Origin of the sequence: Paenibacillus sp. FSL R5-0744, from assembly GCF_037972555.1 — a bacterium.
Taxonomy (GTDB): Bacteria; Bacillota; Bacilli; order Paenibacillales; family Paenibacillaceae; genus Paenibacillus_AQ.
This window is the reverse complement of sequence record NZ_CP150228.1, coordinates 1,553,701-1,572,143: the sequence shown is the minus strand read 5'-3', so window position 1 is coordinate 1,572,143 and position 18,443 is coordinate 1,553,701. Positions and strand designations below refer to the sequence as shown.

At 37.7% G+C, this 18,443-nt stretch carries 17 protein-coding genes; 6 read left to right on the top strand and 11 right to left on the bottom strand.

Annotated elements, in window-relative coordinates:
• Positions 1-16: 16 nt before the first annotated feature.
• From MKY19_RS06995 to MKY19_RS06985, 3 genes are all read right to left on the bottom strand, one after another.
• Entirely contained in the window at positions 17-1,027 is a 1,011-nt protein-coding gene (locus MKY19_RS06995) for a BtrH N-terminal domain-containing protein (RefSeq protein ID WP_339801530.1), read from the bottom strand.
• A gap of 165 nt (positions 1,028-1,192) precedes the next feature.
• A complete protein-coding gene (locus MKY19_RS06990) occupies positions 1,193-2,032 on the bottom strand; it encodes an AraC family transcriptional regulator (protein ID WP_339801527.1) in 840 nt (279 codons plus the stop codon).
• Positions 1,998-3,779, bottom strand: coding sequence for an ABC transporter ATP-binding protein (locus MKY19_RS06985; protein WP_339801524.1), 1,782 nt, complete (start codon positions 3,777-3,779; stop codon positions 1,998-2,000). The genes MKY19_RS06990 and MKY19_RS06985 overlap by 35 nt, the downstream gene beginning before the upstream one ends.
• Before the next feature lie 191 nt (positions 3,780-3,970).
• On the opposite strand from MKY19_RS06985, the gene MKY19_RS06980 reads away from it, so the two are divergent.
• From MKY19_RS06980 to MKY19_RS06970, 3 genes are all read left to right on the top strand, one after another.
• On the top strand, positions 3,971-4,363 hold the full coding sequence (locus MKY19_RS06980) for a CopG family transcriptional regulator (protein WP_339801521.1): 393 nt from the start codon (positions 3,971-3,973) through the stop codon (positions 4,361-4,363).
• 177 nt (positions 4,364-4,540) lie between these two features.
• Entirely contained in the window at positions 4,541-4,831 is a 291-nt protein-coding gene (locus tag MKY19_RS06975) for a hypothetical protein (protein ID WP_339801518.1), read from the top strand.
• Between the two features lie 122 nt (positions 4,832-4,953).
• Entirely contained in the window at positions 4,954-5,985 is a 1,032-nt protein-coding gene (locus tag MKY19_RS06970; protein ID WP_339801516.1) for a hypothetical protein, read from the top strand.
• Between the two features lie 1,956 nt (positions 5,986-7,941).
• Here MKY19_RS06970 and MKY19_RS06965 read toward each other — a convergent pair.
• The 3 genes from MKY19_RS06965 to sigK all read right to left on the bottom strand — a co-directional run bounded on the left by MKY19_RS06965 (position 7,942) and on the right by sigK (position 9,519).
• Positions 7,942-8,232, bottom strand: coding sequence for a hypothetical protein (locus MKY19_RS06965; protein ID WP_339801513.1), 291 nt, complete (start codon positions 8,230-8,232; stop codon positions 7,942-7,944).
• A gap of 204 nt (positions 8,233-8,436) precedes the next feature.
• On the bottom strand, positions 8,437-8,721 hold the full coding sequence (locus tag MKY19_RS06960; protein ID WP_339801510.1) for a hypothetical protein: 285 nt from the start codon (positions 8,719-8,721) through the stop codon (positions 8,437-8,439).
• 96 nt (positions 8,722-8,817) lie between these two features.
• Positions 8,818-9,519 (bottom strand): RNA polymerase sporulation sigma factor SigK, encoded by a 702-nt coding sequence (gene sigK, locus MKY19_RS06955; RefSeq protein ID WP_042125228.1) that lies wholly within the window; start codon positions 9,517-9,519, stop codon positions 8,818-8,820.
• 481 nt (positions 9,520-10,000) lie between these two features.
• Between sigK and nrdI the strand changes: the two genes are divergently transcribed.
• From nrdI to nrdF, 3 genes are read left to right on the top strand one after another with little or no spacing between them, the layout of a single operon-like run.
• Positions 10,001-10,360 carry a class Ib ribonucleoside-diphosphate reductase assembly flavoprotein NrdI gene (gene nrdI / locus MKY19_RS06950; protein ID WP_042185827.1) on the top strand — a complete coding sequence of 120 codons (360 nt, stop codon included), beginning with the start codon at positions 10,001-10,003 and terminating at the stop codon, positions 10,358-10,360.
• Positions 10,347-12,431: a class 1b ribonucleoside-diphosphate reductase subunit alpha gene (gene nrdE, locus MKY19_RS06945; RefSeq protein ID WP_339801505.1), complete on the top strand. Its 2,085-nt coding sequence runs from the start codon at positions 10,347-10,349 to the stop codon at positions 12,429-12,431. The genes nrdI and nrdE overlap by 14 nt, the downstream gene beginning before the upstream one ends.
• Before the next feature lie 39 nt (positions 12,432-12,470).
• The gene (nrdF, locus tag MKY19_RS06940) at positions 12,471-13,430 is read left to right on the top strand and encodes a class 1b ribonucleoside-diphosphate reductase subunit beta (RefSeq protein ID WP_339801502.1); all 960 of its coding nucleotides are present in this window, start codon (positions 12,471-12,473) and stop codon (positions 13,428-13,430) included.
• Positions 13,431-13,494: 64 nt separating this feature from the next.
• Here the strand turns inward: nrdF and MKY19_RS06935 are convergent, their stop codons facing one another.
• The 5 genes from MKY19_RS06935 to MKY19_RS06915 form a co-directional block, all read right to left on the bottom strand.
• Entirely contained in the window at positions 13,495-13,854 is a 360-nt protein-coding gene (locus tag MKY19_RS06935) for a hypothetical protein (RefSeq protein ID WP_042185820.1), read from the bottom strand.
• Between the two features lie 467 nt (positions 13,855-14,321).
• Positions 14,322-15,095: an SDR family NAD(P)-dependent oxidoreductase gene (locus tag MKY19_RS06930; RefSeq protein ID WP_042185818.1), complete on the bottom strand. Its 774-nt coding sequence runs from the start codon at positions 15,093-15,095 to the stop codon at positions 14,322-14,324.
• 302 nt (positions 15,096-15,397) lie between these two features.
• Positions 15,398-15,628 (bottom strand): hypothetical protein, encoded by a 231-nt coding sequence (locus MKY19_RS06925; protein WP_339269537.1) that lies wholly within the window; start codon positions 15,626-15,628, stop codon positions 15,398-15,400.
• A 5-nt stretch (positions 15,629-15,633) separates the two neighbouring features.
• Positions 15,634-16,857, bottom strand: coding sequence for a Ger(x)C family spore germination protein (locus tag MKY19_RS06920; RefSeq protein WP_339801497.1), 1,224 nt, complete (start codon positions 16,855-16,857; stop codon positions 15,634-15,636).
• Positions 16,854-18,368 carry a spore germination protein gene (locus MKY19_RS06915; protein WP_339801494.1) on the bottom strand — a complete coding sequence of 505 codons (1,515 nt, stop codon included), beginning with the start codon at positions 18,366-18,368 and terminating at the stop codon, positions 16,854-16,856. Before MKY19_RS06915 ends, MKY19_RS06920 begins: the two co-directional genes overlap by 4 nt.
• Positions 18,369-18,443: the final 75 nt, after the last annotated feature.

The following is an 18,443-nucleotide window of genomic DNA, read 5'->3' as shown; positions in this document are numbered from 1 at the left end:
TTAAATTTATTAATAATTATCTAAATACTTTATATTCGAAACGATTTAAATAATTAGACTCTAATATGAGCAGTTGCTCAAGACAAGGAGTAATTTGGTTGAATGATTTTGGGTTAAATCTACCAGTTAATTGGTACTTTAGAAATATTGCTCGAACTTTCATCCAATTAGATAATATACTGGAGTGAAGTTCTAAGGTTTGTTTATCATCTGAATAAATATGTTCTAAACGATAATGTTCTAGATGAATATTATCTATCAACTCATTTAAATTAACTAAAAGTTTATCCCCTTTACTTGCTAAAAATTGAGTCATTGATGTTTCATTTTTAAGAGCCTCCAATATATCTCCCTTGAACTTAGTGATCGCAGTAGACATTAATGTAGTCCTACGAGAGGAGTGTTTTTTTATATTTTCTAAAAAACACTCAAAAAACTCTTCGAGTACTGTAGCTTCGCCTACTCGATATTCATTATTAGCACAGACAGAAAACAAAGCAGAAGTATCCATTCCTTCTGATATGGATAAAAAGGATTCATAACATTTCAAAACATCAGATGCAGCAATTTTTTGAGGAGAGTAAGTTAATGTGTCTCTATTTTGATGTTCAAGGATTAAAAAACTATCGTCCTGAGCATCATAACCAAATATCAGAATATAATGGGCTAAATGCTTCTGAAGATAGGTATCATTTCGAATTGGAGAATAATAACAGTCGATTCCAAGGATAACTGGAATGCCATTATTTAATTCACCCTTTATAATGTTTATCACATCAGAATTAGGGAATTGTGTATTCATTAGTACCCCAATTTTCTTCAAAATATATTCATCACTATGAACCGATAAAGTTTGCGATGATATTAATCCTAATGTTTCGTCATACTCATAGATGAAGATGTCACTAAGAAAAAATGGAGTAATGCTTTTATTATGATATAAAATCGCCGGGAAAAGAGCGTTGTAAAAGCAATTACGAAAAAACAAGTTATTGAATGGTAAAATTCGATTTAATATCACAATCATCCCCTTGGATCTAGATATTCTTATATATCCCTTAATCTTCCTGTTGTCGAATTATATAATTTTAATGCTTATAAGAGCAATGGAATATGTAAAAATAATAAGAAACTTAATATCGAATAAAAAAAGCATTACCAATTAATGGTAATGCTTTTTTTATTCGTGTTTCTATTTCACATTTGATAAACACAATGAATTCTTATAATATCTCGGAGACTTTCCAAAATATTTTTTGAAGAGAGATGAAAAATAGGTAACTGAGTAGAATCCGACCTCTAAGGAAATATCTTTTAAGGGCTTATTAGTAGATTGAATCAATAAAAGTGCGGCTTCCATACGTAATTTTTGTACAAGTTTCATTGGGGTAATTCCAAATATCTTTTTAAATGTATTACATAAATAAACAGGATTGCAATTTATCATTTTCGCTAAACTTTCCAATGAAAGATGCTGATCATAATTTTTACGTATAAATCTGTGCAATTTAATTAATCTCATGTCAGGTCCCAGTTGTAACCCATTTTCTACATTCTTTTTCGTTTTTTCTTGTAAAAATGAATTACATTCTATTTGTAGATCTTTAGCAATTAGTTCAAGTTCCTCAATATCAGTTTGTGAAGAATTTATGAACGAAAGAAGATTATTAGCTATCTCCTCATGTTCATAATTCAATATCATAAATTGAGGTAAAACTATATCAGAGCTTCTCGGGGTTAGAATTATATATGCTATCTCAGCAGGGGTCTTTTCTTCATTAATAATTTCATTTATTTTCCCGAAAACAATGTGGCCACTTTTCAAAAAGTGTTCTTTATTATTAATTACCACAGTGATGTTTTTAATAGCAAAGAGAATTACACAATCATTATTTTCTTTTGGATGCAAAATCTGCAAGGAAAACGCTGGTTGAAGAATTATTTTTTTAAAAATAGCTTTTATTGATAATTTTTTCTCCAAAAACTTGTTATTATTATTACACATTTGCATCAACCATTTTATTTGACCCAAGACTATTATTTACTAATTTTCGGTAAAGCCCTTCTGATTTCAAAAGTTCTTCATGAGTTCCCTTGTCAATAATCCCCCCATTGTCAAGTACAATTATTTCATTCGCATTTTTTATTGTAGACAATCTGTGTGCGATAATAATAGTTGTACGACCTTTCATCAGTCGGTCTAGAGCTTCTTGAACTAATCTTTCCGATTCACTATCAAGAGCAGCTGTCGCTTCATCCAATAGTAAAATCGGGGCATTTCGTAATAATGCTCTTGCAATAGAGATTCTTTGCTTTTGTCCTCCTGATAAATAATCCCCTCCTTCACCTATTTCAGTTTCGAATCCCTCAGGAAGTTCCATTATAAAATCAAGTGCATTCGCATCTCTTGCTGCTGATATAATTTCATCATCTGTCGCATCTGGCTTTCCATTTGCAATATTTTCACGAACAGTCCCACTATATAGATAATTTTCTTGAGGAACTAGTGCAAAGTAACTTCTCAAATCTTCTAATTTCATTGAATTTGTATTTAATTCATTTATTTGAATATGACCAAAATTTTGCTTAAATAATCCTAGTAGAAGTTTATAAATTGTAGATTTCCCCCCCCCGCTAGGTCCCACAATTGCAACAACCTCCCCTGGTTTTACTGAAAACCCAATATTATTCAAAACATACTGATCTTCTTTATATCCAAATGTTAAATCAGTTACTTTCAAGTATCCTTGCTCATGGTTAACGGCTTGTTTTGGTAATGATGAATATTCCGATTGTTCATCCATTAGTGTGAAAATTCTGTCAGCAGCCCCGAGTGCTTGTTGAAATCCTCCCCATAATGAAGCCATGCCTGTAAAAGGCCATGTCAAATGATTCATAAGCTGAATAAATGCTATAAGTCCCCCTATTGCCATAGAGCCATTCGAAACAAAAACAGCTCCCAATACAAATGTAATAATAAAAGAGAAATGACCAACTGCATTTGCTGTAGCCGAAAGCGAAGCATGAATACGTCCACCTTGTATTTCCAACTGACTGATATCGTTACTACTAGATACAAATTTACCAAATAACTTTTTTTCTAGGCCAAATGTTTTAAAAATAATGCTTGATCCTAAAATTTCCTGAAGAAGTGAAGTCATTTTACCGATTCCACTCTGAAGTTCTTGAGAATTGTTTCGAAGAGCTTTACCAAATAATCCTCCAACTAAAATTGTCATTGGACCTATCAACACACAAATTAGTGCTAATTGCCAATGGATTGTAAGCAAATAAATAAATGCTAGTACTGCGAGTAATGGATTACGGATCAAAGAAATAACTGTATCGGTGCAGGCGTTTCCGATAGCCTGGTTATCATTAGTCATTCGACTTAGAAGCTCTCCAGAGTGATTATCATTGTAATAAGATTCCGGAAGGCACATTAATTTTTTAAGAGTATCGACTCGGAGATTATTTCGAATTTTAGATGATACTTTGGTTTTAAAATAAGTGTCTACGTAACTATTCACTACATTTAATAAAAGAATAATTAATCCAGTTACTACAAGAGATTGCCATAAAACCTTGCCATTTGATACTGCTGTGTTTGTAACTTGACTAAGGTACCACGCAATACCCAAATCTAATCCTATCCCAAGAATCATGGTGAAAAATAAAATGACATAACCGTACTTAAACTGTAAAGAATACTTTAATAAACGCCAAATTGTTTTTTGAGGTTTAATGTTAAACACTCCCTTTCGCAAATTATACTCCACAGAACATCTGTATGGAGTATATAGTACTCCGAAATCCCAATTATTTCAATAATATTTTAAAAAGATTTATCCTTGACATTATTAATAAATTGATTGATTATTTAAAAGAAATCGGACAATATTGCTTTTAAAATAAAATAATAATAAGTTAAATAATTCCACCTTAAATAATATAAATTGGAGATGATTAAATGCCTGATTTAGAAAAAGTAAGTATTAATCTTGGTCCAGTTGATCTTGGACAAATCGACCTATTAGTTGACCAAGGATATTATACTAATCGAACAGATTTTATTCGTATTGCCATCAAAAATCAATTAGATAGCCATTCTTCTGTTTTGAAGGAGTTAAAACAAGAAAAATACTTTGTTGTAGGAATTATAGAGTTTGACCGAAATCGATTAGAAGACGCTAAACAGAAAGGGGTAAGAATTGATATCAATCTTGTGGGAGGATTAATTATCTCTGACGATGTTACACGCGAATTAGCCGAGGAAGTATTTGGAAATGTTAAAATTTTCGGAATAATCAGAGCTCCTGAACAAATAAAAAAATATTTACGAATATTGCAAAATTCTAAATAATTGGATCAATTCCATACCTAACCCCTTGCCAGTGACAAGGTTTTTAAGGCATAGAAAAAGGAGTATCTCCCAAATCACGAATAGGTTAAGCGACTAAACCAACCAGTAGAGACGAGGTGAACTCTCTATGCCATATATTCGAAACAAGGTCTGTTTTCCTTGCAAGATTTATTTAACATGAATCGCGAAAAGCGTTTTGACCTTATCTTTGCAACGTTAGACTTAGCTCTAATCTTGCGAGTCGTCAACAAAAAGTCACGTTTAGGCGCTCCTGTTGAAACGAATTACTCAGAAATGGTCTATTCACTTATAGCAAGAATCGTCGAGCGGATTCCGACCATTAAGGATCTGCTGAAAAGACTTCGAGAAGATATTCTGTTTCGTCTGGACTACGGATTCTCCCTAGCAGAATCCATATCTTCAGCAGCAACTTATTCTCACCTTACGGCAACAGATGCCAGCTGTTAGTGATGTTCCAACAAAAAACTAACCGTTCTTCTACCCACAAAAGTATGTTCAGATACACAATCTTCTTGACACTACCATCAATATGCATGTTAATTTTTCAATATGAAAGAAGGATATGTATAATGGAACAAAAAATATTACCAATAACTGAGCCTTTAATTAAAAATTATCCGCAGCATGCTTTTTACCTATCTATTATTTCTAACAAAGAAGAATGTCTACCATGGATTTTTTCTAATTATACGAATATATATTTATCAAATTGGAAAAACGAGTGGGTTTTTATGGATTATTTCGTACAGACTCCAGAACACCATTTTCATCCCTGGTTTAAAGATTCTCAACGATTGCATAGAGATTTAATCCTAAACACTAATATAGAGTTTATTAGTTTTTTAAAACAACAAATCAATTCAGAATATTATGTATGGCTACATGTAGATGAATATTATATTCCTCAAACTTATTCATATAATAAAAGCTCTTTTTCTCATGCAATCTTTGTATACGGTTATGAGGATAAAACAAAAACCTTTAAAATCATGGCTTTCCATGAAGATGGGAAATATGCAAAGTCAGAAGTTGAATACTTGATGTTGAAACAGGCATTTTTGCATTGTGAAGCATATGATAGTTATCTAAATTATATACATCTGTTGAAGATAAACCCTGAAATCCATAATGGAAAAACCTATGGATTTGACATCAGCATCTTTTTTAAAGATATCAAAGATTACTACGAATCAAAAAATATTATGGAGAATTATAAGAACTTTTATGATATTTCACTATATGATGATCGAACTTTTGGTTTAAATATTTATATTGAACTAAAAAAACATTTCATTATGCACCTAGATAAAAAAATTAATGTCGATATCAGACTTCTATACACTCTATATGAGCATAAAAAATTCATGAACATGAAATTAGAATATATTCAATATAATGGATATTATAATTTTAATCATCAGTTCATTGAAGGTTATCGCGAGCTAGAGAAAGAAGTTAGAATTTTGCTGAATATATATTTGAAGTATAAATTCACCAATAATAAAGTATACATAGAAAAAGTAATAAAAAAATTAGAGTCTATTCATTTTACAGAAAAAAATTTATTAAGCTCACTATTCAAGCCTACTGAGGCTCTGTAAGCTGAGAAGCATACTTGATATTGATTCAGCGCATCCCACACCGAGGATGTATATTTTGCTTGTCCAATATACTGTAAGTCATAATCTCCCGTTCTACAGATCTAGATGATAGTGAAGTACGACATATTACACCTCTGATTGAAAGCATTGTATGATCCCGATCGCGATTGGTTATTGAAGTAGCCACATGGGCAATATCGCTAATCCGATATTGTTTTTTTCTAATGTAAGAATCAATCGTGCTGCAAATCAATTTCTTCTGCAGGCTGGCATGATGAGATGTCAACGTAGAATAAAAAGTCCCAAAGGCTAATTGAGGCCCCGTGCAGTCTTAGTTTGTTGATTTTTCGGGTGGTCCAAAACGACCAAACAAAAATGTTGTTGGTGAACCAATTGGAAGGAGATTGCTTCCTTTTACTCGCCCGAGATCCGCAACCAATCTGGTACTTTCGGATTTTCTGCTTTCATTCCCACCTTGAGCGCCTGGATGTAAAAACATCTATTTCATGTTCAGCGCTTCCGTAACTGTAGTAAACGCTTATGTACTATGGCGTCTGCTATCTTACTTCACGTCGAGAATCATGTATAAATGAAAATAACCTTCTCTTGTAAAATATTATGCTAGTCTTTGGTAGAGAACATAGTCGATAACTCTGATCCACCTTTAATTAAAGCCAATATGACAACGTGTAGCGAGCGTTGTTATATAAACTACGATAAGAAGTAAATACAAGATAATCCAATTGGATTATCTATTTTTTTTGGTTTAAGCCGTGTTCTACAACAAAAGCTAAAAACTGTTGTTCATTTATAAATAGCTGTTTTAGTTCATGTTCAGTGTATGCATCTTTTCTAGGTATATAAGTAAAGCCTATCTTTCCCTACTTCTGATTGCCTTGTGCCTTTTGATTACAGAAAGCCGCATTAAATACACAATTTATCAATTTTCTTTTTTTTCCACAACTCCAGATCTAAATATGCAAATTTTGAGTGAAACTCAATAACTGCATAGAGGATGTAGATCTCTAGCTCTCCGAACGAAATTTTAGACCACAGATTAAAATGGAATGTTTGTACTGATTTCATATGTCTGTATAAATAATAAAAAACACCTTAACATTCTAGATGACCAACAATTAATCATTTTAAAACTAAAAAATGTCTTTTTTTTATTACTATCTCTACTTCATAAGTTCTTCTATTTGAATAATTTTTATTTTATAGCCCAAGTATCAATCAAGACTTGATTTTGAAAAAATAAAGCGTTGTCCATATTCGGTTACCCATAGACTCCGCTCCTGAAATGAGCCTAAATACTGATCATCACTTTTTGTCAGAGGAAGGGTAGTTTCTCTTTATCTACTTTGGCCCAAATTCTAGAAGTATTTTGAATATCAACACCTATCCATTTCAAAATGGAACGTCCTTCTTTATCACATGGAAAGGTACCTCTGAGTTCAAATTCATTACCTCAGCGGTAAATAAAATCATTTAAAAAGCTTCTTCAAGTTCGAATATTACCGGCTCTAAACCTCCTTTACTAGAGCAAAATTGTAGTTAATGATAAGACACTCTGGTGTTTTCTCAGCTATATTCAATTGTTCTGTCAATTCCAAGTAGTAAATCCAATTAAGAAGCCTTGAGTTTGACACACATATCCCGTCTGATCAATCGGGTATAGAAAGATGGTATTTAAATCCAACTTGACATTCATCGGATTAATTGAAAAGAGAATGATCTCTTATAATTCCCATTCTATATTGGCTTAACTCACCGATATCATGACTATTTTCACTTGGCTTGTAGAAGTAAAAAGGGATTCTCTTAATAAAGACTTCAATTCGTTAATCTCCCCATACCAGAATATTCAAATACTTAACACGATACTTCCACAACTATCTATATATTATCTTGGGGGCCCCTATGGGAATGGTTATCTGCATTCTATCCCTCAATTCAAGGCTTATCTTTCAGATTTGATTTTATTCGATTTTTCAAATGACCTATAAAAATCTGACCAGGTTCAGAAGGATCAAATTTCTTGATAACAGCTTTATGAATTAAATCGATTTCTTTTGCGAAATTGTGAGCATTTGGTCCAAAACCCCAGCTCCTCTTTAATGGTCTATAGTATTTGATTAGAATTTTCGTAGCCTCATCGTCCTCATATCCCAGAAGTGTAAGTTCACGAATCACGTCTTTAATGTAGGGTTTATCCATCATATGTCTACTCGTTGGATTGTTCATGCATTTACCTCCAAGATCCCATCTATTAGTTAGTGACTCAAAAATATATTTTCATCATATCCATATTATTACTACATCATTTCAACTCTTGTAGAAATAAGTCTTGCGACAATTATTACTACTCTTTTTTTTGCTAGCGATCATTTTAGAGTTATCTATTTAGAAGCTTATTCCTACATTCAAAACATATATTAAATCTTGTCATCATTTAAAGTATTCTTCTGAACACCAATTTATCTTTATTTCTCTACTTTTTTCATGAATTTTTATTAACTGATTTAGAACAAAAATTCGTTGAACTATATCTTCAGCTATAAAAAACTGCCTCTTAAAATAATTAAGTTGCTTCTGATATGGACCTTGATGCTTTTCATTGTTCTCATATACATGTAACAATTGAATATGGAGATCATATATTTCTTTGTATGTCATAAAACAACCCTCAGCAGTTACAAAGTTAATTTTCTGAATATGCTTTTTTATGTTCATTTAGCCCAACTAATTAATTAACAAAAAAGCAACTCCCCTGTTGGAAAGTCGCTTCTAAAATACTCTATAGTGAATCTTTAGTTATTATCTTAGATCCTACCGCTTCGCCTTATAAAACTCATGATACAACTTCATCAGCGCCCTTTTCTCTATCCGCGAAACATAACTCCGCGAGATCCCTAACTCCTTAGCAATTTCCCGCTGTGTCCTCTCTTCTCCACCTGTATCCAATCCAAACCGCCCCACGACAACTTCCTTTTCCCGATCATCCAGTATATCGAGATTACGATAAATCTTACTCTTTTCGATCTTAAGATCCACTTCTTTAATGACATCATCCGCCTCGGAGCCAAGGATATCGATAAGTGTAATTTCATTACCTTCCTTGTCTGTCCCAATTGGATCGTGCAGGGACACGTCTTTCCGCGTTTTCTTCAATGATCTTAAATGCATCAGAATTTCATTTTCAATACAACGAGCCGCAAATGTGGCCAGTTTTGTCCCTTTGTTCGGGCGGTAGCTCTCGATAGCTTTAATCAAGCCGATGGTGCCGATGGAGATTAAATCCTCCATGTCTTCTCCGGTGTTATCGAATTTTTTTACTATATGGGCGACAAGTCTCAAATTGTGCTCGATAAGCAAATTTCGGGCTTTAGCATCCCCTTCAGCCATCATGCCTAAGTATTTGCTTTCCTCCTGCTCCGAGAGCGGCTGTGGAAATGCGTTGTTCCTTACGTAGGATACCAGCAACGTCAGTTCTTTGATTAGCAACGCGATCGTACTTAAGAATCCAGGCAACTTGGCGACACCTCCCGCACTTGTACAATGAAACCGATCTGTTAGCCTTACGGGTTCATGGTCATCTTATTGTATGTGGGTAGATGCCTAGAAGTGCATGTACGGGGGAAATTGTACAAACCCATTGTTAGTCTCTCCGCTTTAGCTTCATTAATGATCTCATCCATCTGCTCCCAGTTCTGCTCAACGGAGTGACGCTAGTTTGTCATGATAAAAAAGATGCAGCAAGATCCAGCACGAAAAACAGTACAGCTGCCTTAGCAAACCGCTCCAGCCTGCGTATTTCCGGGATATCAACACTTTAATAGAGCGTTTACTAGACCGATTTTCAACTAGTTAGGAAGCACTTTTCATGTTGACTTTTCAACATATAGTGATTAAAATAAACAACGCACACTAAATATAGTATGCATATGATTTTCCAGTATTTATAGCTTATCTATTCAATCTTTACAGTAATATATACAGGGGGAGAGACTCCATGCTAGTCGCATACGATTCAAAAACCGGAAACGTCAAACGCTTCATTGGTAAGCTTAAGCTGCCAGCTGTGCAGATTGAAGAGCATATGACCATTGACGAGCCCTATGTGCTTATTACATATACCACCGGCTTTGGACAGATTCCAGAGAAGGTGTCTACTTTCTTGAAGAACAATTATTCCAATTTGAAAGGCATCGCCGCCAGCGGCAACAAGAACTGGGGCGAGCTGTTCGCGCATAGCGCAGACTTGATTGCAGATCGGTACAATGTACCAGTTATCGGTAAATTTGAGCTATCGGGCACATTTGGTGATGTGGAACGAATTAAACAGGAGGTGAGCCGAGTTGCGGCATATTGAACTAAACAACATGTTGATGAAGAGAGACGAAAGTGGTTTCTTTCAATTGGATAAAGACCTTGAGGCAGTAGCCGAATTTATGCGGGATGTAGAACGGCGGAGCTTGGTTTTTGAGAATACAAAAGCCAAGGTTGATTATATGATTGAACAGGATTTCTACGAAAATTTTTACGAACAGTACAGCTTGGCTGAGATTGAAGATGTCTACCAAATTACCCATTCTTACAACTTCAGCTTTCCATCCTATATGGCTGCTTCGAAGTTCTATACGGATTACGCTGTAAAAAGCAATGACCGCAAGCAATATCTGGAGCATTATCCGGACCGTGTGGCGGCAGTTGCCCTTCACCTAGGACGCGGGAACGCCGCTTCTGCTGGCATGCTTGCCCGTTCGATGATGGAGCAGCGTCTGCAGCCAGCGACCCCAACCTTCTTAAACGCCGGCAAGAGTCGTCGCGGTGAGCTTGTCTCCTGCTTCCTTATCGAAATGGACGACTCGCTTAATTCGATCAACTATGTGCTCAACACCTGCATGCAGCTCTCGAAGATCGGCGGTGGCGTGGCTGTCAACCTGTCCAAGCTTCGTTCCCGCGGAGAGACAATCAAGGGTGTCGAGGATGCGGCTAAGGGCATTATACCTGTGCTCAAGCTGATGGAGGACGGCTTCTCCTATGCTGACCAGATGGGTCAACGTAAAGGTTCTGGAGCCGCCTACTACAATATTTTTGGATGGGATGTTCTTGAATTTCTCGACAGTAAGAAGATCAACGCCGACGAAAAAACAAGACTCAAAACCCTGTCCATCGGCCTGATCATTCCGAATCGCTTCTATAAGCTGGCGAAGGACAATGAACCGCTCCATGTATTTGCCCCTTACAGTGTGTACAAGGCTTATGGCACACATCTTGATGACATGGATTTGGATGAAATGTATGATAAGCTGCTAGCCGATCCACGTGTCAAAAAGAGAAAGGCCATGAGCGCACGGGATATGCTGACCAAAATCGCCATGATCCAGCTGGAATCTGGCTATCCATATATTATGAACAAGAGCAACGCCAATGAGGCCCATGCCCTGAAAAACGTCGGACAGATCAAAATGTCCAACCTCTGCACAGAAATCTTCCAGCTGCAGGAGACCTCAGAAATTGCTGACTACGGACAGGAAGATACCATCCGCCGTGATGTAAGCTGCAATCTGGCTTCCTTGAACATTGTCAACGTGATGGAGCATGGCAAAATCCGTGAATCGGTACATGAAGGCATGATCGCCTTGACTGCAGTCAGCGATATGACCAGCATCTCTAATGCCCCAGGCGTAGCCAAAGCTAACAAAGAGATGCACTCCGTCGGTCTCGGCGTCATGAATCTGCACGGCTATCTGGCCAAGAACAAGATCGCTTATGAAAGCGAACAGGCTCGCGATTTTGCCCGGACCTTCTTCATGACCATGAACTACCATTCACTGGAGAAAAGCATGGAGATCGCTGCTGCAACCGGCCGGTCTTTCCATGGATTTGAGGCTTCTGATTATGCTACAGGAGCTTATTTTGAGCGTTACCTGACTACGGATTACCGCCCTGTAACGCCAAGAGTACAAGAGTTGTTCGGAGATATTTTCATCCCATCCCCTACGGACTGGGAACAACTGCGGGATGCAGTAAAAGCAAATGGCTTGTACCATGCTTACCGTTTAGCAATTGCGCCGACAGCCAGCATTTCCTATATTCAAAATGCTACTTCAAGCGTTATGCCTATTGTAGAGCAGATTGAGACACGGACTTATGCTAATTCAACGACTTACTATCCGATGCCGTACCTGCGTCCAGACAATGTATTTTTCTATAAATCGGCTTACCAAATGGATCAGTTCAAGGTGATCGATTTGATCGCGGAAATTCAGCCCCATATCGACCAGGGCATCTCGACCGTTCTGCATGTGAACAGTGATGTCTCAACCAGAGAACTGGCCCGTTCCTATCTGTACGCGGCGCATAAAGGCCTGAAGTCGCTGTATTACACCCGGACCAAAAAGCTGTCTGTTGAGGAATGCCTCACCTGCTCGATCTAACTGGAAGGCTATAGCCGCAGAAAAGGAGATTGCCATATTATGACCGCTATCCAAGCCGTTAACTGGAACCGTCCTGACGACGATTTCTCATTGATGTTCTGGAATCAGAACATTATGCAATTCTGGACGGACGATGAAATTCCATTATCCGATGATAAAATGTCCTGGCTCACGCTCAGTGAGCAAGAAAAGGACTCCTATATGAAGGTACTCGGCGGACTCACACTGCTGGATACGATTCAAGGCGGAGTAGGTATGCCGCAGATTATGGAGCATGTCGAAGGTCTTCAGCGCAAGGCTGTGCTTGGCTTTATGGGCATGATGGAACAGATTCACGCCAAATCGTACAGTAGCATTTTCACCACTTTGTCCTCCACAGAGGAGATTGACAGTGTGTTCCGCTGGGTTGAAGAGAACCCTTATCTGCAGTTCAAGGCAGAGACCATATCACAATATTACAAAAAAATAGATTCACCCAAAGATCTGTACCTTGCCATGGCAGCCTCAGTGCTGCTCGAGAGCTACTTGTTCTACAGTGGCTTCTTCTACCCGCTTTATCTAGCTGGCCAAGGCAAAATGACATGCAGCGGTGAGATCATCGACCTTATTCTGCGCGATGAGAGCATCCATGGCGTATATGTCGGTGTGCTGGCGCAGGAGATCTTTGATGGGCTACCAGATGACGAGCAGCGTGAGCTACACCAGAAGCTGGTAGACCTCCTTACACTGCTACATGAGAATGAAGAACGTTATACCGAGCAGATCTACGCTCCCATCGGACTGGTGGACGAGGTCAAGACCTTCCTTAGATACAATGCTAACAAAGCCATGATGAATCTGGGGCATGATCCGCTATTCGACGAGGAAGAGATCAACCCGATTGTTCAGAATGGCATCAGTACCCACACCAAGCAGCATGATTTCTTCTCGAAAAAAGGTAACGGATACGTCCGGGCGCTTAACGTGGAACCGCTGAAAGATGAAGATTTTCAATTTTAAATATAGATAAAGCAAAAAAGTGCGGAGAAAATTCTCCGCACTTTTTGCTAACTGTAAGATTAGATTATTGCAAGCTTTTCAGGTATGTTCTAGCTTCTTCGTAGGTATCGTAAGCATCTGCAAAATCTCTACCAAAAATACGTTTCAATTGCATCTTCCAAATTGGGTTTTTAGTTACATAAGCCCATCCTGCTTGACCAGCTTCACTCGCCATCGCACCAGTAGGGGCTAGCATAGCTGCAACCTCAGGAGTAAGTACACTTTTAGAATCAGTTACATCAGTTGTTCCTGTAAATTTAGGTTTAACAAGCTTCATGATATTTTCAAAATCTTTCAGGTATCCTGGAACATCTTCAGCTGAAAAATCAATAGATACTACATCGATATGGTTCTCATTTTGGTTGTACTTAATTGTGTATGACATAATTATTTTTCCTCCAAGTTTTAACGTTATTTTTTAATAATAGAGATGAAATGTATGTAACTTCACAGACAAAAAATACCCGCCCCAGGCTTTTTCAGGGCGACGACATCTACTTCCTGTATCGTTTTTATAACAACACCCTTTCTAGAATATTAACTAATACATATTACCTATATTATTATCGACAAATTTCTTTTTTTATTTATATTAAAATACAAATTTCTACAAATTCCAACATATCCATGGTCATATTTTCCTTAATTCATTCATTTTTGTGTATCTGCTATCTCTTGCAGCCATTCAATTTGCCAAAATACGAAGAATCTATTTTTTTTAGACAACTAAAAAAGGCTTTGCGTGCGACTTCCGATTCCAATCCAGTCATCCTTCAGATTTTTGGAATCAGAATACGCCGCAAAGCCTTCAATACTATATATTAGTTGTTATATAAGTAAATCAATCCGTGATTACTTTGTTGCGGAATAGCCCCCGTCAATCACATGTGCTGTACCTGTAATAAACGAAGCCTCATCACTTAGTAGGAAGCATGCAAACGCAGCTACTTCCTCAGGCGTACCGTATCTACCCAGAGCCGTTCCAGAAGCGATAAGAGATTGAAGCATCTCTACATCATCAGACAACAGCTTTTCATATCTGTTCATGGTTGGTGTAGGGATAGGTCCTGGGCAAAGGGCATTTACTCTAATGTTACGGTGACCCACTTCTTTGGCAACCGATTTAGTCATCCCCACAATAGCATGTTTACTTGCTGAATAAGCTGCATCATTGGCCATCCCGATAAAAATACCATGCAAAGAGGAGCAGTTTAGAACGGAAGCTCCAGATTTCATATGAGGTAATGTATAATGCAACATGTAGAATTGGCTAGTGAGATTTGTCTGAATCACTTTTTGAAACAACAACGGATCATAGTCTATAACATCCGTATTGTCTCCTGTAATTGCTGAGTTATTATATAGGCAATCAATTTTTCCATAAGCTGCTAATGTTTGATCTACGATATTTTTGCAGTCTGCTTCGAGAGAAACATCTGACCGAACAAACATCGCTTCCCCACCTAGAGCCTTAATTTCCTCAACTGTGTTAGCGCCGGCATCTGATCGATTGGCAACTACTACAATACCGCCCTCTCTTGCTACTCTTAAGGCTGTAGCTTTTCCGATTCCGGTACCTGCACCAGTAATAATAACTACTTTGTTCTCAAATCTGTTGCTACTCATATGCGCACCACTTTCTTATGTCTTTTTCAGGAGGAGGATTCGAACCTCATAGACCCTAATATCGCCTGATGCAATATGGATTGGAACATTTTTGCAGAAAAATCGACAAAATTATCCTCTATATGACAACTTTATTGTATTTAATTGTATATAGCAATGAATATTTTAATCTGTTTTTACAACAATTGAGAATTTGGTTTTGATCGTCACAAAAAAACACCCCTTAGAATTTCATCAGATAAACCAGAAGTTTTATCCGATGCTTATTCTAAGGGGTTTGATCATTTGTAAATCCGTCGTTGTTAATGAAACCACACTCCAAATAAATTATTTATTGGCTTATAGATAAGAATAATCAGAAACAGAGGACTCGGAATGTTCAATTTTAACAACGCACATACGGTCGCGCCAAGTCCCAAAATCCAAAATATAAAATATACGCTAAGATCACGTACTCGGCGCTTTCGCATTAATTTAGGCAAATCAAGTGCCATACAACCTACAGCAAGCGCCAAAAAAAACAATAACATCATTAGACTCACTCCTTGATTTTTTCAAGAAAAGAATTATCAGTTAGACCTACGCGGTTAATAACTACTGAGGCACTATAATGGATGGGCAATGATTTAAGGTAATCGTCGCCCTTTTTTTGCTGTAGCTTTGTCCAAGCTTTAGGACTGGCATGGTAGATCGATTGTCCAAATCCCATAATATCAACATTGAAGCGATTATTTACTTGCTCCACAGTGTCTTGCATCCGCTCTATAATCCGTTCCTCTGTTTCCTTTTCCAAACGTTTTATGGTGCTTTCCGATTCCAAGTTTTCTGTACTGTGCACTTCTTCAATGTTGCAAAGCGTCTTAACGTCAAGGTAAATATGCGGCTCTCCATCAATAATTTTCACTTTGCGTTTAGTTGAAGCCTGGATCGCTTCGATAACAATAGGCTTTCCGTCTTCCCCTGTTATCGGGCCAGAATGTGAGGTTACCTTATCATTGATATAATTGTAACCAATCGTTTCACCCTCGTTTAGCCAACCGATCAGTTTGTCTTTTCTGAACACAGCAACAGTATGGTATTCCAATCTCGCCTTAGGCATTGTTCGCTCTACATTGCTTTTATCTCCTCCCTCTTTGGGATCTCCCATAACTTCCACTCCGGTCAGTACAGGATGTTCACCTTCAGCCAATAAATTTTCAATAAAATCATCCAGCGTGACAGCGACTGTTTTTGCTGAATCTTTATAAGAATTATCTAGGGAACTAAATAATTTGTTCGCTGGTAATTTATCCATAGGTGTAAGGACATTCAAGACATCGTTGGCGGTTGTATCTCTGGCAACCATAACGTAGAAATCCATTCGAGGTTCCCGACTTCTTTTAAATACGTCCAGTATCTCGGCCACTCCGGAGCGGGCAAGTTCCTCCCCAATCACTAACACCCGGATATGACCAAGATAACTCGTCCTAGAACTATCCAGATTCAACATACGTTGTGCATCATAAAACGTAGGTACAGTAAATTTATAAACAACCACGGGGACTCCAGTGCCTCCCCCTCCTCCAGACGATTGTGAGGAAATCGCAGATGGAATAACGACCTGCATCGAAACTGTATAACCCGTTTCAGCCTTGTCGATCCCTATCCCCAAGACAAAGGCTACCTCATTTAGCTCCTTTCTTTCCCAACAGCCACTTAGCATTAACGTAAATTGGAGAGCTATCATCAATTGGAGAGCGCCTCTAACTAATTTTTTCTTCATTGCGTTGATTCCTCATCACTGGAAGTGCTTTGACGAAATAGGTTCTGCGTCTTGTTCTCAGCAGGTCTTGTCTTTAAAAAAGGCCACGGAAAGCGAAAGATAGAGTCTTTTAAATCTTTTGAATTATAAGGTCCGAGCGGACTCATATAAGGCATTCCGAAAGAACGCAAGCTCGACAAATGCAGTACGATGATAAAAATTCCGAATAGAATTCCATATAATCCGATAAATCCGGCCAAAGCTATAAGCACAAAACGGATCATCCGCGCAGCTATAGACATTCCTGTCTCCGGAATAACAAAGCTAGAAATGGCTGTAAGCGATACAATAATGACCATTGCAGATGAAATAAAACCCGCTGCAACCGCTGCTTGTCCAATCACCAACGTTCCGACAATGGAAATTGCCTGTCCAATATTTTTAGGTATCCGTACCCCGGCCTCCCGCAAAATCTCATAAGTCATTTCCATGATCAGCGCCTCGACAAAAGCAGGAAAAGGGACACTCTCCCGCTGGGCAGCTAAACTAATTACAAGATTGGTCGGTATCATCTCCTGATGATATGTAGTAATCGCAACATACAATGAAGGTGCAAGCAAAGTAATAAAAAATGAAATAAAACGAACTAATCTCAGCAATGTTCCAATATCGGCCCTTTGGTAATAATCCTCAGCAGACTGAAAAAATGCCACAAAAAATGTGGGTACCAACAGTACAAAAGGGGTTCCATCAACAAGAATGGCCACTTTTCCTTCCAAAATACCTGCTGCAATCGTATCCGGACGATCACTGTTGTATACGGTAGGAAATGGTGTAAATACCGTCTCTTGAATAAATTCTTCAATATATCCACTCTCGAGAATACTGTCCGTATCAATTTTATTCAGACGGCATTTTACTTCTTGCACCAACTCCTTATTCGCGATGTTGCTTAGATACATAATGGATACGCTGGTTTGAGTTACCCTTCCGATCTGAACGGTTTCCAGCCATAAATGGCTATCTTTTATTTTCCGCCGAACCAGTGCCGTATTCGTCCGTAAATTCTCAGTGAATCCTTCCATTGGACCTCGAACAACCGATTGGGAACTGGGCTCCCCTACATTGCGATCTTCCCAGCCTGGTAAGCCGATCCGGAGAGTGGTGGATGTCCCATCGAGCAGCAGCATTACACTACCGGACAGCAATTCGTGTACGAATTGGCTGTAATCAACGATGACGGTTAGATCACCGGCTATTAATATCTGTTTCTTAATAATCTCAATCTTCTGCTCAGGCTCAAGCTTTCCCAGCTGTTCATAAGGAATATGTTCCTGCAAAGAATACAAAATTGAATTATGCAGTACCTGAGTATCCACAAGACCATCTATGTAAATCAAAGAAATATTAGTATTTTCTTCTATCTGCAACTCTTTTATCACTACATCAGAACTTCCGCCCAGCAATCCGTTCAACTGATCAATATTGGTTTTCAATCGGTTTGATAGTGTACCCGTCTCCGAACTTTTCACGATGTAGCCTCCACTTCACTTAGTTTAATGAGTATAGTTTGATGTTAATTTTGATAATTATTCCTTTCTGATTAA